Genomic DNA, 20,688 nt, shown 5'->3' on the forward strand with positions numbered 1-20,688 from the left:
ACCCGCCGCGCGGCGCCGCCGCGACACACATCCGGCCATCCTAGAGTTCACGCCCCATCCCTGTCCCTGCCGGGACATGTGGGAGCCTTGTCGTTCGCCGATGGGGCACGGCGAAGACACGAGACACGGGAAGACACAAGGAAATGGGGCGTTCGGTGGCGGGCGGGCTGCGCATCACCCGGCGTAACGCGCGGTTCCAGCAATGGGAGGCGCTGTCCCGGAACCAGAACAAGCGCCGTCGTGCGGGGCAGTTCCTGGTGCAGGGCGTCCGCCCGATCACCCTGGCGGTGGAGCGCGGCTGGCCGGTGGTGGCCTTGATCTACGACGCCGAGCGGACGCTGTCGCGGTGGGCGTCCGAGATGCTGGAGCGCTCCGGGGGCGAGCGCGTCGCCATGGCCCCCGACCTGCTGCGGGAGCTCAGCGGCAAGGAGCAGGAGGTCCCCGAGCTGGTGGCCGTGGTCGCGCTGCCGGACGAGGACCTGTCACGGATCCCGGTCGGGCCGTCGTTCCTGGGCGTGGTGTTCGACCGGCCGGCCGGGCCGGGCAACATCGGCACGATGGTGCGTTCGGTGGACGCGTTCGGCGGCGCGGGCCTGATCGTCACCGGGCATGCCGCCGACCCGTACGACCCCAAGGCGGTGCGTGCGTCCACCGGGTCGCTGATGGCGGTGCCGGTCGTGCGCGTCCGCTCGCACCGGGAGGTGCTGGAGTGGACGCGGCGGTGGCGCGCGGCCGGGCGCCCGCTGACCGTGGTCGGGACCGACGAGGACGGCAGCGCCGACATCCACGAGGTCGACCTGACGGGCCCCACGCTGCTGGTGGTCGGGAACGAGACGTCCGGGCTGAGCGCGGGCTGGCGGCAGGGCTGCGACATCATGGCGCGGATCCCGATCACCGGGACGGCCAGTTCGCTCAACGCCGCCAGCGCCGCCACGGTCGCCCTGTACGAGGCGGCCCGCCAGCGCGGAGCGCGCCCGTCAGGAGGCGGGCGGGATCGGCAGGGGACGCTCTAGGGCGGCCAGGGTCAGCAGGACCAGGGACGCCGTCCAGCCGAGCGGCGCCACGGAGGCGGGCTCTCCCGCCGCGTCGACCTTCTCGGGCAGGACGCCCAAGGGGGTGCGGTGCGAGGCGAGCCAGTCGAGGTGGTCGAGGGCGTCCAGGGTGCGGCCCGAGGAGGCGGCCGCCAAGGCGAACAGGCCCATCTCCGGGGTCCAGGCCACCTCCGGGTTGCCCGACCACTTCTCTCCTGGGAGGACACCTCCGTTGGGCAGGCGCAGCCGGTGGAAGGCGTTGGCGATGGCCGCGGTCACCCCGGGGTCGGGCGGTGCGAACGGTGGTGCCACGAAGGTGACCGACGTGTCCATCAGCCCGCCCGGGATGGGGGAGCGTGGGTAGCCGTAGGGGGTGAACTGACGCGTCACGGCGTCCGATAACCGTGAGGCCGCCTGCGACCAGGCGGCCGCCTTGTCCCTGCGGCCGGTGTCGAAGGCGTAGGACGCGGCCGAGCGAAGCCCCGTCAGGACAGGCCCAACGACGCCCAGAGTGGGACGGCGCGGGTCCTGCTCAGTGCCGGGCTTGCGCTCCCAGTAGTCGGACGAAGGCGGCGGCAGCCCTTCCGCGTCCAGGGCACCGGCGAGGTGGTCGGCGGCACGGGCCACCATCGGCCACAGCTGCGGCAGTCTGGCCGCGGCCCAAGGGTCCTGGACGTGGAACAGCCAGGCCGCCCACAGCACCCACCCCAGGGAGTCGAGCTGCGGCTCGCGGCCATCGGTGACCGCCGTCCCGTCAGGGTGGTAGCGGGCCGCCCAGAGCCCGTTCTCGTGCTGGACGTTCGCGAGGAAGCGGAGGATCCGCCGCGCCTCCTCGGGACGGCCGGTCATGGTGAACGCCGCGGCCGTGAACGCCGAGTCCCGTGGCCACGAGTAGCGCCATGCCCCGTACCAGGACGCCAGGGACGCCCCGTTGGGACGGGTGAGCAGGCGCAGGTCGAGCAAGGCCCGCGCGGCCATCTCCCCGAACACCTGCCTGCTGTCCGTGGGGACGGCGGCGCCCCCATTGGGGATGGTGCCCGCCAGCAGCCACTGCCTGTCGGAAAGCACGGCTTGCATGACCCTCGGGTCGTTCGCTTCCACTGTGATGCTGCTATCGGTGCCGAAGGGGACGAGCCGCACCCGACCGTCCCTCAGCCGTACGACGGAACTGCCGGGGAGGTACGCGGCCCCCTCGGCGTCGTCCTGCGTGAGCGGCACCCCGTTGTAGGGCCAGCCGCCACCGCCGACCAGCCCGGGACTGGACCAGCCCGGCCCGCCCTGGTCGGGGAGCGTCGCGCCACAGGTGGCGACGAGCGCCGCGACCAGAAGCAATACGGCGATGCGCCGGACCCTTCGCAGTGTGGTGCCCCGAGGCACCCTGACCAGGTCCTTGGCCACCGCCGTTACTCCCCCTGCCGGCCCGGCTCCACCGCACGGCCCCCATCGTCGAGACTAAGTTCGGGTTAAGTACATCAGGCGACACAAATGAGTTCCTCCTCCTTAAGACCCATACCCTCACAATTCACTCGGTCATCCCCCGTCACATCGAGAAACACCCAGGTCAGAGCTTGGATGGACCCCGGCCGCCTCATCAGGGACACGAGGAGACTAGGCTGCATCGACGGAGCGGACCGCAGGGTTGGCACTCCGCACGGGCGCCCCCCGTGCCCCACACTCGTGCGGTCATCGGCTGTCGAATCCCGAGAAGGACGCCTCGTGGACCTGTTCGAACATCAGGCGAAGGACCTCTTCGCCGAGTACGGGGTACCGGTGCCCACCGGCAAGGTCGCCCATACTCCCCAAGAAGCCCGGACCATCGCGGAGGAGCTCTTCGCCGCGGGCAGCAAGAAGGTCGTCGTCAAGGCCCAGGTCCTCACCGGGGGCCGAGGCAAGGCCGGCGGTGTGAAGCTGGCCGATGACGCCGCCGAGGCCGAGTCGCTGGCCGACCGGATCCTCGGCATGGACATCAAGGGCCACACGGTCCGCAAGGTGCTGGTCGAGCAGGGCAGCGCGATCGCGGAGGAGTACTACTTCTCCTTCCTGCTCGACCGCGCCAACCGCGGCTTCCTGTCGATCTGCTCCGCCGAGGGCGGGATGGAGATCGAGGAGGTCGCCGCCACCAACCCCGACGCCGTCGCCAAGGTGGAGATCTCCGCGCTGGACGGCGTGGACCGGGCCAAGGCCCGCGAGATCGCGCTGGCCGGCCGGCTGCCCGAGGCCGCCGTGGACGGCGCCGCCGAGCTGATCGAGCGGCTGTGGGCGGTGTTCGCCGACGAGGACGCCACCCTGGTCGAGGTCAACCCCATGATCCTGACCGCCGACGGGCGTGTGATGGCCCTGGACGGCAAGGTCACCCTGGACGACAACGCCGGGTTCCGCCAGGAGTCGCACGAGGCCCTGGCCGACAAGGCCGCCGCCGACCCGCTGGAGGCGCGCGCCAAGGAGAAGGACCTCAACTACGTCAAGCTGGACGGCAGCGTCGGCATCATCGGCAACGGCGCGGGCCTGGTGATGTCCACCCTGGACGTGGTCGCCTACGCGGGCGAGGAGTTCGGCGGCCAGAGGCCCGCCAACTTCCTGGACATCGGCGGCGGCGCGTCCGCCGAGGTGATGGCCAACGGCCTGGAGATCGTGCTGTCGGACGCCGACGTCCGGTCGGTGTTCGTGAACGTCTTCGGCGGCATCACCGCCTGCGACGCGGTCGCCAACGGGATCGTGTCCGCCTACAAGCTGCTGGACGAGCGGGGCGAGACCGTCGACCGCCCGCTGGTGGTCCGGCTGGACGGCAACAACGCCGAGCTCGGGCGCGCGATCCTCAAGGACGCGGCGCTGCCGGGCGTCGAGCAGGTCGACACGATGGACGACGCGGCCAGGCGGGCCGCTCAACTGGCGGCGGGGGCATGACCGATGGCCATCTGGCTCACTGAGAACAGCAAGATCATTGTGCAGGGCATGACCGGTTCGGAGGGCATGAAGCACTCCCGCCGGATGCTCGCCTCCGGCGCCAAGGTCGTCGGCGGCGTCAACGCCCGCAAGGCCGGGCAGAGCGTCGACTTCGACGGCACCACGCTGCCGGTGTTCGGCACCGTCGCCGAGGCCATGGAGCGGACGGGTGCCGACGTCTCGGTGGTGTTCGTCCCGCCGAGGTTCACCAAGGACGCGGTCGTGGAGGCCATCGACGCGGAGATCCCGCTGTGCGTGGTGATCACCGAGGGCATCCCGGTGCACGACACCGCGTACTTCTGGGCGTACGCGCAGAAGAAAGGCAACAAGACCCGCATCATCGGCCCGAACTGCCCCGGCATCGCGTCCCCCGGCGCGTCCAACGCGGGCATCATCCCGGCCGACATCACCACCCCCGGCCGGATCGGGCTGGTGTCCAAGTCGGGCACGCTGACGTACCAGATGATGTACGAGCTGCGCGACATCGGCTTCTCCACCTGCGTCGGCATCGGCGGCGACCCGGTCATCGGCACCACCCACATCGATGCCCTGCGGGCGTTCCAGGACGACCCGGACACCGACGCCATCGTGATGATCGGTGAGATCGGCGGGGACGCGGAGGAGCGCGCGGCGGCCTACATCGAGGAGCACGTGACCAAGCCGGTCGTCGGCTACGTCGCGGGCTTCACCGCCCCCGAGGGCAAGACCATGGGCCACGCCGGCGCGATCGTCTCCGGCTCGGCCGGCACCGCGCAGGCCAAGAAGGAGGCGCTGGAGAAGGTCGGCGTCCGGGTCGGCAAGACCCCCAGCGAGACCGCCCGCCTGATGCGCGAGATCATGAAGAACCTCTGATCCCCGATCAGAGACGGCGAAAGGCGCCCGAGCCGCCCGGCGGCCGGGCGTCTTTCGCTTCCGGGCCCCCACGGGCGAGGCCCGCGCCCGCGCGCCCATTACGCCGAGTGATCGCCCGCCGCAACGGCGACACGCCGGGCGGGCCTCCCGTCCCGCGGGCGCCGGGCTGCCAGCATTGACCGCGTGAGAGAAGCCAGCCCCAGACAAGGCGCCACCGCGGACGACCTCCGGGCGGCGGCGGCCGTGGCGCCGCGCCCCCTGTACGTGTCGGGGCTGGTCGGTTCGCTGTGGTGCATCGGCATCGGGCTCGCCGTGGTCATCACGCTCACGCTCGTCGGCTGGATCGCCGCGCCCGGGGCCGCGATCGGCTCGGGCCTGCCCGGGGTGTTCCGCACGGCGGTCAACCTGTGGCTGGTCGCCCACCATGCCGGCTTCTCCGCGCCGCAGGGCAGGGTCGGGCTGCTGCCGCTCGGCCTGATCGTCCTGCCCGGCGCCCCGCTCTACCGCAGCGGCGGCTGGATGATCCGTGCCGCCGGGACGCCGGGCCATCCGGGAGGCGCGCGGAAGGGCTCGACGGGCGTGGTGCGGGTCGCGGCGGCCCTGGCCGTCCCGTACTCCCTGCTGGCCGTGCTGCTCGCGCTCGCCGCCTCCTCGGACACCGTCCGGCCGTCCGCCTGGCAGGCACTGGTCGCCGCCTTCGTCGTCGCCTTCGTCGCGGGCGCCCTGGGCGCGGCACGGGCGCTGGTCGCCGCGCGGCGCGGACGGGTCAGGTCCGGGCTCGGCGCGCTGCTGCGGCTGCTGCCCGCACGCCCCCGCTCGCTGGTGATCGGCGTGTCCGGCGCCACCGCCGTCCTGCTCGCGTCCGGCGCCGTCCTCGTCGGGGCGTCGCTGGCGCTGCATCTGAGCGAGGCGGCCGAGATCTACGACGTGCTGGCGCCCGGGATCGTCGGCGGGGTCCTGCTCCTGCTGCTGGAGATGGCGTTCCTGCCGAACGCGGTCATCTGGGGAATGGCGTACACGATCGGCCCCGGCTTCTCGGTCGGCGCGGGCACGGGCGTGTCCACCTCGGGGGTGTTCTTCGACGTCGTCCCCATGTTCCCGGCGCTGGCCGCGCTGCCCGAGCCCGGTCCCGCGCCGCTGGTCTCGCTGCCGGCGCTGGCCGCCCCGTTCATCGCCGGAGCCGTGGGCGGGGTGCTGACGATCCGCGCCATGCCGAGCCCGGTGTACGAGGGCGCGCCGCTCTGGGGCTTCCTGACCGGGGCGCTGACGGGGCTGGTCGCGGCCGTGCTGAGCGCGCTCGCGGGCGGCCCGCTCGGCGACGGGCGGATGGCCACCGTGGGCCCGTCCGCGTGGCAGGTCGGGCTGCTGGCCGCCCTGGAGGTCGGGATCGCGGCGGCGATCGCGGCGTGGCTGGCCAACTGGCGCGTCCTCCGCGCGCTGGAGAACGCGCCGGACGGGGCCCGGAAAGGCCGGTCGGGCCGGTCTGAGGGGGCCAGGCGGGGACGGGTCAGGCGCCGTCAGGAGCCCCCGCCGCCGGTCGTCCCGGCCCCGCCGTCTCCGTCGCCCGCGCCGTCCGGGTCCCCGTCACCGTCCCGGTCCTCGCGTCCGGCGCCGGAACGCTCCGCGCCGGTTCGCAAGCCCTCTCCGCACGTCCCGAGCCCGCTGGAGTTCGAGGAGGCCGAGCCCGTCCTCGGGCCGCGCAAGCCCGCCAGGTCCAAGGCCAGGCGCCGCCCCCGGTCGCCCGAGCCCCCGCCCGAACCGCCCGAACCGCCCGCGGCGCCCGCCGAGGAGGAGGTCCTGGTGGACGGACCCACCGCCGCCCACCCCGAAAGGGAGGCCGCCCCGCCGGGACGCGCCGTTCCCGCGCCGCGCGGGGACGCCGAGGACGGGGAACGCACCGAGACCCGAGGCGGCGCCATCTACGTGCTCAAGAACGAGCCCGAAGACCGCCCGCACGGCCACGACGGCTGACGCCGCCCGGACGGCTCAGGCTCAGAAGAAGTCGCTGTAGGGCTCCAGTTGCTCCTTGGGGATGCCGAACTTCTTCGCGACCTGGGTGAGGAAGCGGTCCTTGCAGACCTGCTCGTCGGTCGTGGTGTTGGCGGAGGACAGGCACTCCTGGCGGCTGTTCAGTTCGGGGAACAGCATCGCCGTGACGACGAGCTGGAGGCCCGCCACCGCCAGCCCGAACGAGGCCAGCACGATCGCCGGGACCACACCGGTCACCGGGGTGCGCGAGCCGGCGCCGAGCTTGTGCGCCCTGATCGCGATCACGATGGCGGCGATGCCCAGCACCAGTCCGATCGGGAAGACGAAGAGCGACAGCACGAGCGCCCCGGCGCCCAGCCACAGAGCCCGTACGCCGGTCCGGTTGGGGTCCTCGCCCTGCCGTCCGGGCCCTCCGCCGGTCGTCTGGACGGTTCCCTGCCCGGCCCCGCCGTCGCCCCGTCCGGGCTGCTCACTCACTTTGGATCCTCCTGACGCCGAGCCTGGGTCCGTGCGGATGACGACGCGTCCAGCAGTCCCGTTAGGCTGGGGCGGGGCCCGGCGAAGCCACGCCACCTGCCCCGACGTCCCATCCGTCCACCAGCACCGTTCAAGGAGTCATGGTGTCCGCCCGGCTCGTCGTCCTCGTCTCCGGAGCGGGGACCAACCTCCAGGCGCTGCTCGACGCGTGCGCGGATCCAGCTTATGGCGCCCAGGTGGTCGCCGTGGGCGCCGATCGCCACGGTACGGGTGGAATCGCCCGCGCCGAGCGCGCCGGGCTGCCGACCTTCACCGTCAGGGTCTCCGACTTCCCCGACCGCGCCGCGTGGGACAAGGCGCTCGCCGAGGCCGTCGGCGAGCACCGGCCCGACCTGGTGGTGTCCGCCGGGTTCCTGAAGATCCTCGGCCCGGCGTTCCTGGCCCGGTACGGCGGCCGCACCGTCAACACGCACCCGGCGCTGCTGCCCGCGTTCCCCGGCATGCACGCCGTACGCGCCGCCCTGGAGTACGGGGTCAAGCTGACGGGCTGTACGGTGCACTTCGTCGACGAAGGCGTGGACACCGGGCCCATCATCGCCCAGGAGGCCGTGCCCGTCCGCTGGCACGACGACGAGGACTCCCTCCACGAGCGCATCAAGCAGGTGGAGCGGCGGCTCCTCGTGGAGGTCGTCGGGAGGCTCGCCCGCGACGGCTGGACCGAGAAGGGCCGCCGGGTCTCCATGAAGTGCAGGGTCTGCGGAACGCCGTCGTCCGCCGATGGGACGTCCGCCAACACGGAGGGGAGCTCGGCCGGTGAGTCGGGTGGGGATTAAGCGCGCGCTGATCAGCGTGTACGACAAGACCGGGCTTGAGGAACTGGCCAGGGGCCTGCACGAGTCGGGGGTGGAACTGGTCTCCACCGGCTCCACGGCGGGCCGGATCGCCGCCGCCGGCGTGCCGGTGATGAGGGTGGAGAGGCTGACCGGGTTTCCCGAGTGCCTGGACGGCCGGGTGAAGACGCTGCACCCCAAGGTGCACGCCGGGCTGCTGGCCGACCGCCGCAAGGACGACCACCTCCAGCAGCTCGACGACCTCGGGGTGGAGCCGTTCGACCTGCTGGTGGCGAACCTCTACCCGTTCTCCGAGACCGTCGCCTCGGGCGCGCGCCCGGACGAGTGCGTCGAGCAGATCGACATCGGCGGCCCGGCCATGGTCCGCGCCGCCGCCAAGAACCACGCGAGCGTCGCCGTCGTCACCGACCCGTCCGTGTACGGGGACGTGCTGGAGGCCGTCAGGGCGGGCGGCTTCACGCTGGAGGAGCGCCGCCGCCTGGCCGCGCGGGCGTTCGCGCACACCGCGTCCTACGACGTGGCCGTGGCGTCCTGGTTCGCCAGCGCCTACGCGCCCGACGAGACCGCCGCCGACGCGGGCTGGCCCGACTTCCTCGGCGCCACCTGGGAACGCTCGGACGTCCTGCGGTACGGCGAGAACCCGCACCAGCGGGCCGCGCTGTTCATGACCACGGCGGGTGAGCCGGGGCTGGCGGGGGCCGAGCAACTGCACGGCAAGGAGATGTCCTACAACAACTACGTCGACGCCGACGCGGCCCGCCGCGCGGCCTACGACTTCGCCGAGCCCGCGGTCGCGATCATCAAGCACGCCAACCCGTGCGGCATCGCGATCGGCGCGGACGTGGCGGAGGCGCACCGCAAGGCGCACGCCTGCGACCCGGTGTCGGCGTACGGCGGGGTGATCGCGGTCAACCGTCCGGTGACCGCGGAGATGGCCCGCCAGGTGGCCGACATCTTCACCGAGGTGATCGTGGCGCCCGGCTTCGAGGACGCGGCGCTGGAGCTCCTGACCCGGAAGAAGAACCTGCGGCTGCTGCGGGCCGCCGAGGGGCCGAAGGGCGGGGCCGAGTACCGCCGGATCGACGGTGGCCTGCTCCTTCAGACCGTCGACCGGGTGGACGCCGCCGGGGACGACCCGTCCACCTGGGAACTGAAGGCGGGCAAGGCCGCCGACGAGGACACGCTGCGCGATCTGGCCTTCGCCTGGAGGGCGTGCCGCTCGGTCAAGTCCAACGCGATCCTGCTGGCCGCGGACGGCGCCACGGTGGGCGTCGGCATGGGCCAGGTCAACCGGGTCGACTCGGCCCGGCTGGCGGTGTCGCGCGCCGGGGACGAGCGGGCGATGGGCGCGGTCGGCGCATCCGACGCGTTCTTCCCGTTCCCGGACGGCCTTGAGGTGCTGGCACGGGCGGGGGTACGGGCGATCGTCGAGCCGGGCGGCTCCATCCGCGACGACGAGGTGATCGACGCGGCGGAGCGGGCCGGGGTCACGCTCTACTTCACCGGCGTGCGGCACTTCTTCCACTGAGCCCGCACGGGGACGGCCCCGGCCGGGCGGTTTGACCGATCATGGGCGATTTTACGGTTGCCCGTTGGTAGCCTCGGCCGGGTCACGCGCGATCGTCCCCTCGCTGGAGCAGTCCATGGATGTCCTCATCGCCCTGCTGGTGGTGAGCACGGCCCAGACCGCCGCGCTGCTCACCGACCTGCGCCAGGTGGCCGGCCTGGTCGCGGCCTTCGTCGCCGCGATCGCCGCCGCCCGGCTCGGCTGGCACGGCACCGACCGCGTCCTCGCCCGGCGCTCCAAGGCCGACCGCTCCAAGACCGGCAAGGACTGAGCGGGCCGGGCTTCCGCCTGGCGGGTCACGCCTTCCCGTCCGCACGGCCCGCCTCGCTAAGCTGGTGTTACGCGACTGGCGCGATCAAGGTGGAGGCGACCACCGGGGAGCGGAACAGTCCGTACGCCGCGCGCCTGGGCGGACGGGACCCAGAGCCGGGTTCCCGCGCGCCCCGCGAGTTCCCGGCCACGATTCAGCGCGGAGGTGCGGATGACGGCACGAATCCTGGACGGCAAGGCCACGGCGGCCGAGATCAGGTCCGAGCTCAAGGGACGCGTGGAGGCGCTGCGGGAACGCGGCGTGACCATCGGCCTCGGCACGGTCCTGGTCGGCGACGACCCCGGCAGCCACTCGTACGTGAACATGAAGCACCGCGACTGCGCCGAGGTCGGCATCGAGAGCATCCGGCGCGAACTGCCCGCGGACGCGTCCCAGGACGACGTCGAGCGCGTCGTGGACGAGCTGAACGCCGACCCGTCCTGCACCGGGTACATCGTCCAGCTACCCCTGCCCAAGGGCCTGGACGAGCAGCGGGTGCTGGAACAAATCGACCCGCTCAAGGACGCCGACGGCCTGCACCCGGTCAACCTCGGCCGGCTGGTCCTCATGCAGCCCGCGCCGCTGCCCTGCACGCCCAAGGGCATCGTCGAGCTGCTCGCGCGGTTCGACGTCCCGCTGCGCGGCGCCGAGGTGACGGTGATCGGCCGTGGCGTGACCGTCGGGCGCCCGCTCGGCCTGCTGCTCACCCGGCGCGGCGAGAACGCGACGCCCACCCTCGCCCACACCGGCACCCGCGACCTGGCCGCGCACACCCGCCGGGCCGACATCGTCGTGGCCGCCGCCGGGGTGCCCGGCCTGATCACCGCCGACATGGTCAAGCCCGGCGCCACCGTCCTGGACGTGGGCGTCTCCCGGGTGGACGGCAAGCTCGCCGGCGACGTGGCCGCCGATGTCCGCGAGGTCGCCGGGTGGGTGGCGCCCAACCCCGGCGGCGTCGGGCCCATGACCCGCGCGATGCTGCTGTCCAACGTCGTCGAGGCCGCCGAGCGCGCCGCGTCCGCCTGAGCCCGGCGTCCCGGGCGTCCCGGGCGTCCCGATCGGCCCTGCTCACGTTCTGCTCACACGTACGGGGCCGCGAACGCTGCGCGGCCCCGTACGTGTGATGTGACGATCGCCTCAGAGTTTGCGCTACCCGGGCGAGGCGATCGCACGGTCAGATCAGCTCGCCCTCCTGCCCGCCGCGGTCGGGTGGCGGCCCGGTCCCGTCACGTGACTCGCGGGATGGGGCGCCCCGGGGCGGCGTACCTCGGGTCCCCGGCGGGCGCCGTCGATCGGCGGCCGGTTCTGCTGAGGCACGTGCACCGGAGGGAGGGGACGGACGAGGCCCATCGCGATGACCTCGTTGGCGAGCCGGGTGCGCCGGTTGGCGCCCTCGGGGATACGGAACTTCTGGTAGAGCCGCAGCAGATGCTGCTTGACCGCGGCCTCGGTGACGACGAGGTCCCCGGCGATCTCCCGCGCGGTGGCGGGGGCGACGAACGCCTCGTCCGACAGCGCGGGACGGCACAGCGACGTGAGCACGTCCACCTCGCGGCGGGTGAGCTCGGGCGCCACGGCGCGGCGCAGCTCGACGTCCGGATCGACCTCCTCACGGGGGATGCCCCCCATCCGGCAGCGTGCCGTCCCGAAGCTGACGACGTCGCCGTCCTCCAGGACGCGGCGGGCGATCGGCCGGCCGTTGACACGGGTCCCGTTCCGGGACAGTCCCATGTCGACGACGTACACGTACGGGCCGCGCCGAACGATCTCTGCGTGCAATCGGGACACACTCGGGTCGTCGAGGCGGATGTCGACTCCCCGCCCGCGCCCGACCGTCGTGACATCGGGGCGCAGCGGCATCACCAGCCCGCTGTCCTCGATCCGCATGAACGGCCCCTCCACGGCAGTCCTCCCAGCTAGTTAGCGACCCCTGTCTGGCGGGTTACCCGTCCGGGTAAACCGTCACACCCTCCTACTGGCCAGTAGGACCGATGGCACGGGGCATGTGGCGTCCATCGGGACCTTCTGGGCCTCAGCAGTCACGCCCGGAAGGGTGAAGGGGTTCCGGTGAGAAGGTCCCCCGTGGCGGAAACCTCCCACGTAACGGCGCCGTCGTTGCAACGATGTGGCGCCGGGCCGGGCACCCGCCCGGGGATGGGCTCCAGGACGGGCCGGAACCGGCTAACGTCACCTTCATGTCGGAAAGGCCGGACGGGATCGGGTACGCGGGCACCGAGGTGCGCCGCCGGCGCCGGCGGCGGCCGGGCGCGCCCGGGACGTCCGCGCAGGACTGGGTCGCGCGGATCCCGTACATGATCGTGCTGACCGGCGTGACGGCCGGGCTGGGGCTGTGCTCGCTGCACTACTTCCGCAAGGGCTCGGTGCTGATCGCCGCCGCGCTGCTGTTCGGCGCGCTGGCCCGGCTGGTGCTGCCGGAGTCGCGGCTGCGCATGCTGGCCGTCCGGAGCCGCTCCTTCGACTGCTGGACGCTGGTGATCCTCGGCGAGGCCGTGGCGTTCGTCGCGCTCAGCGTCCCGCCCATGCACCGCGCCGGACTGATGATCGCCGCGGGCTTCGGGGTGCTGATCGCGGTGGTGTTCGTGGTGCGGGGCATACGGTTCCTGCTGCGCAGGCATGGTACGGGTCAGGCCCAGGTCTAAGGCTGCGGCCGCACTCGGATAGCCTTCCGAGTTGAGCCTTACAAGGATGAGTCACGTTCGTCCGGCCTCGGCCCCGGGGCGGAACCAGCGGCCTCGCGGAGGACGGAACGGCTCAAGCCGGCCGGTGTAGGAAAGGGACAGCCACAGCATGCCCAAGATCAAAGTAGCGGGCCCGGTCGTCGAACTCGACGGCGACGAAATGACGCGGATCATCTGGAAATTCATCAAGGACCAGCTGATCCTGCCCTACCTCGATGTGGACCTGAAGTACTACGACCTGGGGATCGAGGAGCGTGACGCCACCGACGACCAGGTCACCGTCGACGCCGCCAAGGCCATCGCCAAGTACGGCGTCGGCGTCAAGTGCGCGACCATCACTCCCGACGAGGCCCGGGTCGAGGAGTTCGGCCTGAAGAAGATGTGGCGTTCCCCCAATGGAACGATCCGCAACATCCTCGGCGGCGTGATCTTCCGCGAGCCCATCGTGGTCTCCAACATCCCGCGGCTGGTCCCCGGCTGGACCAAGCCCATCATCATCGGCCGTCACGCGCACGGCGACCAGTACAAGGCCACCGACTTCGTGGTCCCCGGACCGGGCACGGTGACGATCACCTACACCCCCGAGGACGGCTCCGACCCGATGGAGTTCGAGGTCGCCAAGTTCCCCGGCGGCGGCGTCGCCATGGGCATGTACAACTACGACGACTCCATCAGGGACTTCGCCCGCACCAGCATGCGGTACGCGCTGGACCGCGAGCTGCCCCTCTACATGTCGACCAAGAACACGATCCTCAAGGCGTACGACGGCCGGTTCAAGGACATCTTCCAGGAGGTCTTCGAGACCGAGTTCAAGGCCGACTTCGACGCCAAGGGCCTCACCTACGAGCACCGGCTGATCGACGACATGGTCGCCGCCGCGCTCAAGTGGGAGGGCGGCTTCGTCTGGTCGTGCAAGAACTACGACGGCGACGTCCAGTCCGACACCCTGGCGCAGGGCTTCGGCTCGCTCGGCCTGATGACCTCCGTCCTGATGACCCCGGACGGCAAGACCGTCGAGGCCGAGGCCGCGCACGGCACGGTGACCCGCCACTACCGGCAGCACCAGCAGGGCAAGCCGACCTCCACCAACCCGATCGCGTCCATCTTCGCCTGGACCCGGGGGCTGGAGCACCGCGGCAAGCTCGACGGCCAGAGCGAGGTCATCGGCTTCGCCCGCGCCCTGGAGCAGGTCTGCGTCGAGACCGTCGAGGCCGGCCAGATGACCAAGGACCTGGCCCTGCTGGTCGGCGGCGACACTCCCTGGCTCACCACCCAGCAGTTCCTCGAGGCGCTGGACACCAACCTGCAGAAGAAGATCAACGGCTGAGCCGTGCCCACGCAGGCCGCCCCGGCGATCCCGGGGCGGCCTTCGGCGTTCCCGGACGCCCTTACAGGGCTACGCGGCGCCCCACGCCCGCCTCGGCGGCGAGGGCGACGATGCGGGCGGCCGCGGCGGCGTCCTGCACGCCCAGGCCCACGCTGTTGTAGAAGATCACGTCGTCGGGGGAGCGGCGCGGGGCGGCGGCGCCGGTGACGACGTCGCCGAGCGGGACCAGGTCCAGGTCCGGGACGTCCACCAGCGGACCGGCCTGGGCGCGGGCGGTCGCGACATCGTCCACGACGACGGCGGCGGCACGGTCGAGCAGGTCGGGGCCGACCTCGCGCCGGTCGGGGGCGAACGAGCCGACGCTCAGCACGGTGCAGCCCGGCGCCAGCCAGGACGCCTCCAGAACGGGCGTGAAACTCGTCGTGCACGTCGCCACCAGCCCGGCGCCGGAAACGGCCTCACGCGCCGAGGAAACGGCCTCCACGGGCAGATCCAGCTCGGCGCCGAGCGATGCGGCGGCACGCGCGCACGCCGCCTTGTCGCGCCCCGCCAGGCGCACCCTTGTCAGGGGACGGACCTGAGCCAGGGCGCGCACATGCGCCCGTCCCTGGACGCCGTGGCCGATGACCGCGAGGGACGAGGCGTCCGGCACCGCGAGGTGGTCGGCGGCGACGGCGCTGGCCGCGGAGGTGCGCAGCGTGGTCACCGCCTCCCCCTCGATGATCGCGACGGGCCGTCCGTCGTCCGGGTCGAGCACCGTGACCAGGGCGTGCACGCTGGGAAGGCCGCGCGCCGCGTTGCCCGGATTGACGCTGCCGAACTTGCCGATGGGACCGGTCCCGGGCAGCCGCGACGCGTACGAGAAGGCGATGTCGCCGTCCGGCCCGGGAAGCAGCGCGCGGGGCGCGAGCCGGGCGTCCCCCCGCCCGAGCGCGCCGAACGCCTCCCGCTGGGACTCGATGGCCAGGCTCACATCGAAGACCTTCTCGACATCGGCGGCGCTGAGCATGAGGAGTTCCGTCACGGCCCGCAGGTTAATGTCCGCCCATGGGGGCACCCAGAAGCGGGGTCGCCGTGCGCGATAGCCTGACCGGGAACTATCTCGACAGCGAGAGACAGAGGCAATGACCAACACCCCAGTGGACGTCACCGTCACCGGCGCCGCAGGTCAGATCGGCTATGCGCTGCTGTTCCGTATCGCATCGGGCCAGATGCTGGGCGCCGACACCCCAGTACGCCTCCGCCTGCTGGAGATCCCGCAGGCCGTGAAGGCGGCCGAGGGCACCGCCATGGAACTGGACGACTGCGCGTTCCCGCTGCTGGCCGGGATCGACATCTTCGACGACCCCACCAGGGCCTTCGAGGGCGCCAACGTCGCGCTGCTGGTAGGCGCCCGTCCCCGCACCAAGGGCATGGAACGCGGCGACCTGCTGGAGGCCAACGGCGGCATCTTCAAGCCGCAGGGCGAGGCGATCAACGCGGGCGCCGCCGACGACATCAAGGTCCTCGTGGTCGGCAACCCGGCCAACACCAACGCCCTGATCGCGCAGCGGCACGCGCCGGACGTCCCCGCGTCCCGGTTCACCGCGATGACCCGGCTCGACCACAACCGGGCACTGGCCCAGCTGTCCAAGAAGGCGGGCGTCCCCGTCAACAAGATCACCAAGCTGACGATCTGGGGCAACCACTCCGCCACCCAGTACCCCGACCTGTTCCACGCCGAGATCGCCGGCAGGAACGCCGCCGAGACCGTCAACGACCAGGACTGGCTGGAGAACGACTTCATCCCGACCGTCGCCAAGCGCGGCGCCGCGATCATCGAGGCCCGCGGCGCGTCCTCCGCCGCCTCGGCCGCCTCCGCCGCGATCGACCACATCCACACCTGGGTGCACGGAACCCCCGACAACGACTGGACCTCCATGGCCGTCGTGTCGGACGGCTCGTACGGAGTCCCCGAGGGCCTCGTCTCCAGCTTCCCCGTGACCACCCGCGGCGGCGAATGGGAGATCGTCCAGGGCCTGGAGATCGACGACTTCTCCCGCGCCCGCATCGACGCCTCCGTCGCCGAACTCGCGGAAGAACGCGAAGCCGTCCAAAAGCTCGGGCTGATCTAGTCTGGTTTTATGGCAAGCACGAGCTGTGCTCCTCGCCTGGGGGCTCGTCGCTTGTCGTGCTTGCGGCGATCGCTGCATCGCTTCGACTCGCCCTAGGGGCTCGCTTCGCGATCAGGTTCCTCGCAGGCTCGGAACCTGCCTTCGGTCGCGATCGCAGCGCTTGGGCGACCGTTCGGGGCTGGGGTTGCGGGCTGGGGTGGTTGTGCTGGGATCGCCGGAGGCGGTCTCGGTGGTCGGGCGGCCGTGCGGGCGGGGAAAATCGGGGCATAGGTGTCCGAAGTCGCCGTTAGGCTTCACCCTGATCTCGGGGTGAAGGGACGGCAGCGTGGAACAGGCGTTTCAGGTCGATCTCCGTGGTGTGGTGGACCTGCTCAGCAGGCACCTGTACTCCAGCCCGCGGGTCTACCTGCGGGAGCTGCTGCAGAACGCGGTGGACGCCATCACGGCGCGCGGTGGCGGGCCGGGGACGGTGCGGATCGAGACGAGCGGCGGTGGGCTGCGGGTCCACGACGACGGGATCGGGCTGACCGAGGAGGAGGTCCACCGGCTGCTCGCCACGATCGGGCGGTCGTCCAAGCGGGACGAGCTCGGGTTCGCCCGGCACGACTTCCTGGGCCAGTTCGGGATCGGGCTGCTGTCGGGCTTCCTGGTGGCCGACGAGATCGAGGTCGTGACCCGGTCGGCGCGGGACGGGGCGCCGAAGCGGGCCGTGCGGTGGACCGGGTACGCCGACGGTCGTTACCGGGTGGATCCCGCCGACCGTGACGCGCCGGGCACGACGGTCTCGCTGCGCGCCCGTCCCGGGTCGGCCGAGCTGCTGCGGCCGGAGATCGTGAAGGGGCTGGCGCGCTCGTACGGGTCGCTGCTGCCGGTCGGCCTCACCGTGGACGGCGAGGCGATCACCGGTGAGGGGCCGGTGTGGCAGGCGGCGCATCCCGATCCGGCGCGCCGCCGCCGTGCCCTGGACGCCTACTGCCAGGAGCTGTACGGGTTCGTCCCCTACGACGTGATCGATCTGGACGTTCCCGAGGCGGGCCTGACGGGCGTGGCGTTCGTGCTGCCCCAGCCGGTGGCGCCCACGGCACGCGGCGCGCATCGTGTGTACCTCAAGCGGATGCTGCTGGCCGAGAACGTCGAGGCGCTGCTGCCGGAGTGGGCGTTCTTCGTCCGGTGCGTGGTGGACGCGAGCGAGTTGCGGCCCACGGCGAGCCGGGAGGCGCTGTACGAGGACGAGCTGCTGGAGTCCACGCGGCGGGCCCTGGGCGAGCGGCTGCGGCAGTGGCTGGTGCGGCTCTCGGAGACCGACCCGGTCCGGCTGCGCGGCTTCCTGCGGCTCCACCAGCTCGGCGTCAAGGCCATGGCGTTGCAGGACGACGACATGCTGCGGATCGTGGACCGCTGGCTGGACTTCGAGACCTCGGCGGGCCCGATGACGCTGGCCGAGTTCCGCCGCCGCCACCCCAAGGCGCGGTACGTGACCAGCGTGGAGGAGTTCCGGCGGCTGTCGGCGGTGTCGGGCGCGCAGGGCGTGGGCCTGGTCAACGGCGGCTACGTGCACGACACCGAGATCATCGAGCGGCTGCCCGCGATCGACCCGGACGCGGCGCTGCTCCGGCTGGACGCCGCCGAGCTGACCACCCACTTCGGCGTCCTGGACCCCGCGGCGGAGCTGGAGCTGCGGCCGTTCCTGGCGGCGGCGCAGCGCGCGGTGGAACGGCTCCGGTGCGAGGTGGTGATCCGCGACTTCGACCCGGCGTCGCTGCCCGCGCTGTACCTGACCAGTCGCGCCGCCCAGTACCAGGAGGAGATGACCGAGGCCAGGGAGATGGCCGACGAGCTGTGGTCGGACGTGCTGGGCGCGCTGAGCGGCGCCGTCACCGCGGACCGTCCGCAGCTCGTGCTCAACCACCGCAACCCGTTGGCGCGGAGGATCACCTCCCTCACCGACGAGGCGCTGATCGAGCTGGCGGTGCAGGGCCTGTACGGGCAGGCGCTGCTGTACGGCCGGCATCCGCTGCGACCCGCCGACACCGCGGCGCTGAACCGCTCCTTCCTCGGGTTGCTGGAGTGGGCCGTGCACGGTACGGGTGGACAGGAATCTGGAGAGGGCACGTGAGCTTCGAGCAGGTCCAGGAGTTGATGGAACGGGCGTACTCACTGCCCTACGGCGAGGCGCGGACGGTGGTGGTGGAGGAGGCGCTGCGCCGCGCGGAGGAGGCCGGCGACAGGGCGCTGATCTTCGACGTGCGGATGGCCCTCGGCACCGCCTACGGGTACGGCGCCGAGCCGGTGAAGCGGTTCGGCGCGTTCAGCCGGTGCCTGGCCGAGTACGACGCCGACCCGGCGTTCTACGGTGCCCGAGCGGCGCATCTGCTGCTGTGGGAGTTCAAGGGCATCGTGGACTCGCTGACGGACTTCCCCGAGGTGCCGCTGGACCGGACCCGTGCCGTCCTGGACGACATGGAGCGCCGCTACAAGATGGGCGGGCACAGCCTTCAGGCCGTGTACGGGCGGCGCACGCTGGTGGCCAAGCATCTCGGCAACGCCGACGCGGCCGACCGCTGGTTCGCGTTGTGGCACACCACCCCGCGGGACGCGCTGTCGGACTGCGAGGGCTGCGACCCGGGCCTCAAGGTCTCCTTCCTGGACTGGCGGGGCCGCGACGAGGAGGCGCTGGCCATCGCGGAACCGGTGGTCACCGAGGATCTGACCTGTACGGAGCAGCCCCAGACGATCCTGACCCAGATGCTGCGCGTGTACGTGCGCTCGGGGCGGCTGGAGGAGGCGCGCGGCGCGCACCTGCGGGCGTACCGGCTGCTGCGGTCCCGGCTGAGCGAGCTGGAGCTGATCGGCGATCATGTGGAGTTCTGCGCCCGGACGGGCAACGAGGCGCGCGGACTGGAGATCGTCCAGCGGCATCTGGGGTGGCTCGACCGGGCGCCCACCCCGTACGCCGACCTGTGGTTCTCGGCCACCGCCGCGCTGCTGCTGCGGAGGGTGGAGGAGATCGGGCACGGCGGGCTGACGATCGTCCGCCCGGCGGCGGAGGAGGGCGCCGAGCCGGTGGAGGTGGCCGTCGGGGAGCTGCGCGCCGAGCTGACCAAGCGGGCCGAGGAACTGGCCGCCAGGTTCGACGCGCGCAACGGCAACGAGCACCAGAGCGCGGTCGTCCGGGACGTGCTGAACGCCGAGCCCTGGGTGGAGCGCCTGCCGCTGACCGAGTACGACCGGGCTCCGGCGAGCGTCACCGTCCCCTCGCCGCCCACGGGCACCGTCGGGGCGCACGCGGACGTCCACGACCTGGACGCCCTGCTGGACATCGGCGAGCGGGAGTGGCAGGACGGGCGAATCGACCGCGCCGTCCCCGCCTGGCTGCGGTTCGACGAGCTGGCGGCGTCCGCCGAGCTCACCACGCTGCAGCGGGCCCGGCGGACGGACGCGGAGGGCGCGCGGCGGTACGGCGAGGCCGACATCGACGGGGCCGTGGCCGAGTGGAGGCGCGCGGCGGAGCTCTACGAGGAGGCCGATGACCTGGTCTCCCGGCATGCCGCGCTGGGCCGGGTCGGCGCGCTGCTGTGCGGTCAGGGCCGGACCGACGAGGGCTTCCCGCTGCTGAACGCCAGTGCCGCCTACCTGGACGAGCACGCCGCGGGCACCAGGCGTGCGCTCGCCGCCCGCCTGCGCCTGTCGGGCACGCTGCTGAACGAGAACCGTGCCGAAGAGGCACGGGCGGCCCTGGACGGCCTGGACCCCGAGGCACCGTTGGACGCGGGTGAGATTCTGCTGATGCGCGCCCGTACGTACCTCACCACGGGCGAGACGGACACCGCCGAGCCGCTGCTGCGCAAGGCCCGCGCGCTCTTCGCCGACCTCGATGAGAAGGGGCAGCTCGCGGACACGTGCCTGCTGCTGGCCAAGGTGCTGTCGCACCGGGCGGGCCAGACCGCCGAAGGGCGGAAGGAGATCCTGGACGAGACGCTGGGCCTGCTCGACGAGGCTGTCTCGTCCGCCCGGGAGGCGGGCAACGCCTGGCCGGCGACCGTCGCGCACGCCGAGCGCGGCAGCCTGCTGCTGATGATGGAGCGCCCGGGTGACGCCGTACCCGATTCGGCGGAGGCGGTCGCCGGGTTCACCGCGGCGGGCGCCATGCCCCAGGCCACGTACGCGCGGCTCGATCTGGCCGGCGCGTACTACTCGACCGGCCGCCACCTGGAGGCCGCCGAGACGGCCGAGGAGGCCATGCCGGTCCTGAGCCGGCTCGGCGACCCCGACGCCTTCCGCAGGGCACGGCTGCTGCTGGCCCACGCCCAGCGGGAACTGGGCGAGGAACAGGCCGCCGACCTGTTCACCGAGCTGGCGGGCGAGGAGGGCGACGACCCGCTGTCCGCCGCGGGCCTGCTGGAGATGGCGGGGGAGGTGCTGACCGCCCTCGACAAGGACGCCCTCGCGGCCGAGAGGTTCGGCGCGGCGGCCGACGCGTTCGAGACGGCGGGCGACCCGTACGGCGCCGTCCGCGCCCGCAGGCAGG

At 72.4% G+C, this 20,688-nt stretch carries 17 protein-coding genes and 1 riboswitch; of the genes, 13 read left to right on the plus strand and 4 right to left on the minus strand.

Annotation, left to right across the window (positions count from 1 at the left end; all coding sequences use genetic code 11):
• Positions 1–143: 143 nt before the first annotated feature.
• Complete coding sequence (locus ACGWYJ_RS31165) at positions 144–1,013, plus strand: TrmH family RNA methyltransferase (RefSeq protein WP_395110027.1); 870 nt, start codon at positions 144–146, stop codon at positions 1,011–1,013.
• On the opposite strand, the gene ACGWYJ_RS31170 is transcribed toward ACGWYJ_RS31165, so the two are convergent.
• Positions 978–2,429 carry a glycoside hydrolase family 15 protein gene (locus ACGWYJ_RS31170; RefSeq protein WP_395110028.1) on the minus strand — a complete coding sequence of 484 codons (1,452 nt, stop codon included), beginning with the start codon at positions 2,427–2,429 and terminating at the stop codon, positions 978–980. The two genes, ACGWYJ_RS31165 and ACGWYJ_RS31170, sit on opposite strands and share 36 nt — an antisense overlap.
• A gap of 318 nt (positions 2,430–2,747) precedes the next feature.
• On the opposite strand from ACGWYJ_RS31170, the gene sucC reads away from it, so the two are divergent.
• The 3 genes from sucC (at position 2,748) to ACGWYJ_RS31185 (ending at position 6,797) form a co-directional block, all read left to right on the plus strand.
• On the plus strand, positions 2,748–3,935 hold the full coding sequence (gene sucC / locus ACGWYJ_RS31175; RefSeq protein ID WP_395110029.1) for an ADP-forming succinate--CoA ligase subunit beta: 1,188 nt from the start codon (positions 2,748–2,750) through the stop codon (positions 3,933–3,935).
• Positions 3,936–3,938: 3 nt separating this feature from the next.
• Positions 3,939–4,826, plus strand: a complete 888-nt coding sequence (sucD, locus tag ACGWYJ_RS31180) for a succinate--CoA ligase subunit alpha (RefSeq protein ID WP_395110030.1) — start codon at positions 3,939–3,941, stop codon at positions 4,824–4,826.
• A 183-nt stretch (positions 4,827–5,009) separates the two neighbouring features.
• On the plus strand, positions 5,010–6,797 hold the full coding sequence (locus tag ACGWYJ_RS31185) for a DUF6350 family protein (RefSeq protein ID WP_395110031.1): 1,788 nt from the start codon (positions 5,010–5,012) through the stop codon (positions 6,795–6,797).
• A gap of 21 nt (positions 6,798–6,818) precedes the next feature.
• Here ACGWYJ_RS31185 and ACGWYJ_RS31190 read toward each other — a convergent pair whose 3' ends face one another.
• Complete coding sequence (locus tag ACGWYJ_RS31190; protein WP_395110032.1) at positions 6,819–7,292, minus strand: hypothetical protein; 474 nt, start codon at positions 7,290–7,292, stop codon at positions 6,819–6,821.
• A gap of 140 nt (positions 7,293–7,432) precedes the next feature.
• Here ACGWYJ_RS31190 and purN point away from each other — a divergent pair, with 140 nt between their 5' ends.
• The 4 genes from purN to ACGWYJ_RS31210 all read left to right on the plus strand — a co-directional run bounded on the left by purN (position 7,433) and on the right by ACGWYJ_RS31210 (position 11,046).
• Positions 7,433–8,125, plus strand: a complete 693-nt coding sequence (gene purN / locus ACGWYJ_RS31195; protein ID WP_395110033.1) for a phosphoribosylglycinamide formyltransferase — start codon at positions 7,433–7,435, stop codon at positions 8,123–8,125.
• The gene (gene purH, locus ACGWYJ_RS31200) at positions 8,070–9,671 is read left to right on the plus strand and encodes a bifunctional phosphoribosylaminoimidazolecarboxamide formyltransferase/IMP cyclohydrolase (RefSeq protein WP_395110034.1); all 1,602 of its coding nucleotides are present in this window, start codon (positions 8,070–8,072) and stop codon (positions 9,669–9,671) included. The genes purN and purH overlap by 56 nt, the downstream gene beginning before the upstream one ends.
• Positions 9,672–9,735: 64 nt before the next feature.
• Positions 9,736–9,981: a hypothetical protein gene (locus ACGWYJ_RS31205; protein ID WP_395110035.1), complete on the plus strand. Its 246-nt coding sequence runs from the start codon at positions 9,736–9,738 to the stop codon at positions 9,979–9,981.
• Positions 9,982–10,042: 61 nt separating this feature from the next.
• Positions 10,043–10,128: riboswitch (ZMP/ZTP riboswitch) on the plus strand.
• A gap of 63 nt (positions 10,129–10,191) precedes the next feature.
• Positions 10,192–11,046, plus strand: coding sequence for a bifunctional methylenetetrahydrofolate dehydrogenase/methenyltetrahydrofolate cyclohydrolase (locus tag ACGWYJ_RS31210; protein ID WP_395110036.1), 855 nt, complete (start codon positions 10,192–10,194; stop codon positions 11,044–11,046).
• Between the two features lie 153 nt (positions 11,047–11,199).
• On the opposite strand, the gene ACGWYJ_RS31215 is transcribed toward ACGWYJ_RS31210, so the two are convergent.
• Positions 11,200–11,922 carry an FHA domain-containing protein gene (locus tag ACGWYJ_RS31215; RefSeq protein ID WP_285694549.1) on the minus strand — a complete coding sequence of 241 codons (723 nt, stop codon included), beginning with the start codon at positions 11,920–11,922 and terminating at the stop codon, positions 11,200–11,202.
• Between the two features lie 293 nt (positions 11,923–12,215).
• Here ACGWYJ_RS31215 and ACGWYJ_RS31220 point away from each other — a divergent pair, with 293 nt between their 5' ends.
• Complete coding sequence (locus tag ACGWYJ_RS31220) at positions 12,216–12,680, plus strand: DUF3017 domain-containing protein (RefSeq protein ID WP_395110037.1); 465 nt, start codon at positions 12,216–12,218, stop codon at positions 12,678–12,680.
• Positions 12,681–12,828: 148 nt separating this feature from the next.
• A complete protein-coding gene (locus tag ACGWYJ_RS31225; RefSeq protein WP_395110038.1) occupies positions 12,829–14,046 on the plus strand; it encodes an NADP-dependent isocitrate dehydrogenase in 1,218 nt (405 codons plus the stop codon).
• A gap of 61 nt (positions 14,047–14,107) precedes the next feature.
• On the opposite strand, the gene ACGWYJ_RS31230 is transcribed toward ACGWYJ_RS31225, so the two are convergent.
• Positions 14,108–15,070 carry an ornithine cyclodeaminase family protein gene (locus tag ACGWYJ_RS31230; RefSeq protein ID WP_395110039.1) on the minus strand — a complete coding sequence of 321 codons (963 nt, stop codon included), beginning with the start codon at positions 15,068–15,070 and terminating at the stop codon, positions 14,108–14,110.
• A 100-nt stretch (positions 15,071–15,170) separates the two neighbouring features.
• Between ACGWYJ_RS31230 and ACGWYJ_RS31235 the strand changes: the two genes are divergently transcribed.
• From ACGWYJ_RS31235 to ACGWYJ_RS31245, 3 genes are all read left to right on the plus strand, one after another.
• Positions 15,171–16,160, plus strand: a complete 990-nt coding sequence (locus tag ACGWYJ_RS31235; RefSeq protein ID WP_395110040.1) for a malate dehydrogenase — start codon at positions 15,171–15,173, stop codon at positions 16,158–16,160.
• Between the two features lie 325 nt (positions 16,161–16,485).
• Positions 16,486–18,276, plus strand: a complete 1,791-nt coding sequence (locus ACGWYJ_RS31240) for an HSP90 family protein (protein ID WP_395110041.1) — start codon at positions 16,486–16,488, stop codon at positions 18,274–18,276.
• Positions 18,273–20,688 (plus strand): hypothetical protein (locus ACGWYJ_RS31245; protein WP_395110042.1); only part of this gene is annotated, 2,416 nt, incomplete at its 3' end. The genes ACGWYJ_RS31240 and ACGWYJ_RS31245, both read left to right, overlap by 4 nt.

The sequence above is a fragment of the Actinomadura sp. SCN-SB genome (assembly GCF_043906805.1).
In the GTDB taxonomy this organism is placed as follows: Bacteria; Actinomycetota; Actinomycetes; order Streptosporangiales; family Streptosporangiaceae; genus Spirillospora.

Coding starts and splice junctions, on each gene's coding strand:
- ACGWYJ_RS31210 (WP_395110036.1), top strand. CDS start 10,192: ATGACGGCACGAATCCTGGACGGCAAGGCCACGGCGGCCGAGATCAGG.
- sucD (WP_395110030.1), top strand. CDS start 3,939: ATGGCCATCTGGCTCACTGAGAACAGCAAGATCATTGTGCAGGGCATG.
- ACGWYJ_RS31165 (WP_395110027.1), top strand. CDS start 144: ATGGGGCGTTCGGTGGCGGGCGGGCTGCGCATCACCCGGCGTAACGCG.
- purN (WP_395110033.1), top strand. CDS start 7,433: ATGGTGTCCGCCCGGCTCGTCGTCCTCGTCTCCGGAGCGGGGACCAAC.
- purH (WP_395110034.1), top strand. CDS start 8,070: ATGGGACGTCCGCCAACACGGAGGGGAGCTCGGCCGGTGAGTCGGGTG.
- ACGWYJ_RS31225 (WP_395110038.1), top strand. CDS start 12,829: ATGCCCAAGATCAAAGTAGCGGGCCCGGTCGTCGAACTCGACGGCGAC.
- ACGWYJ_RS31235 (WP_395110040.1), top strand. CDS start 15,171: ATGACCAACACCCCAGTGGACGTCACCGTCACCGGCGCCGCAGGTCAG.
- ACGWYJ_RS31220 (WP_395110037.1), top strand. CDS start 12,216: ATGTCGGAAAGGCCGGACGGGATCGGGTACGCGGGCACCGAGGTGCGC.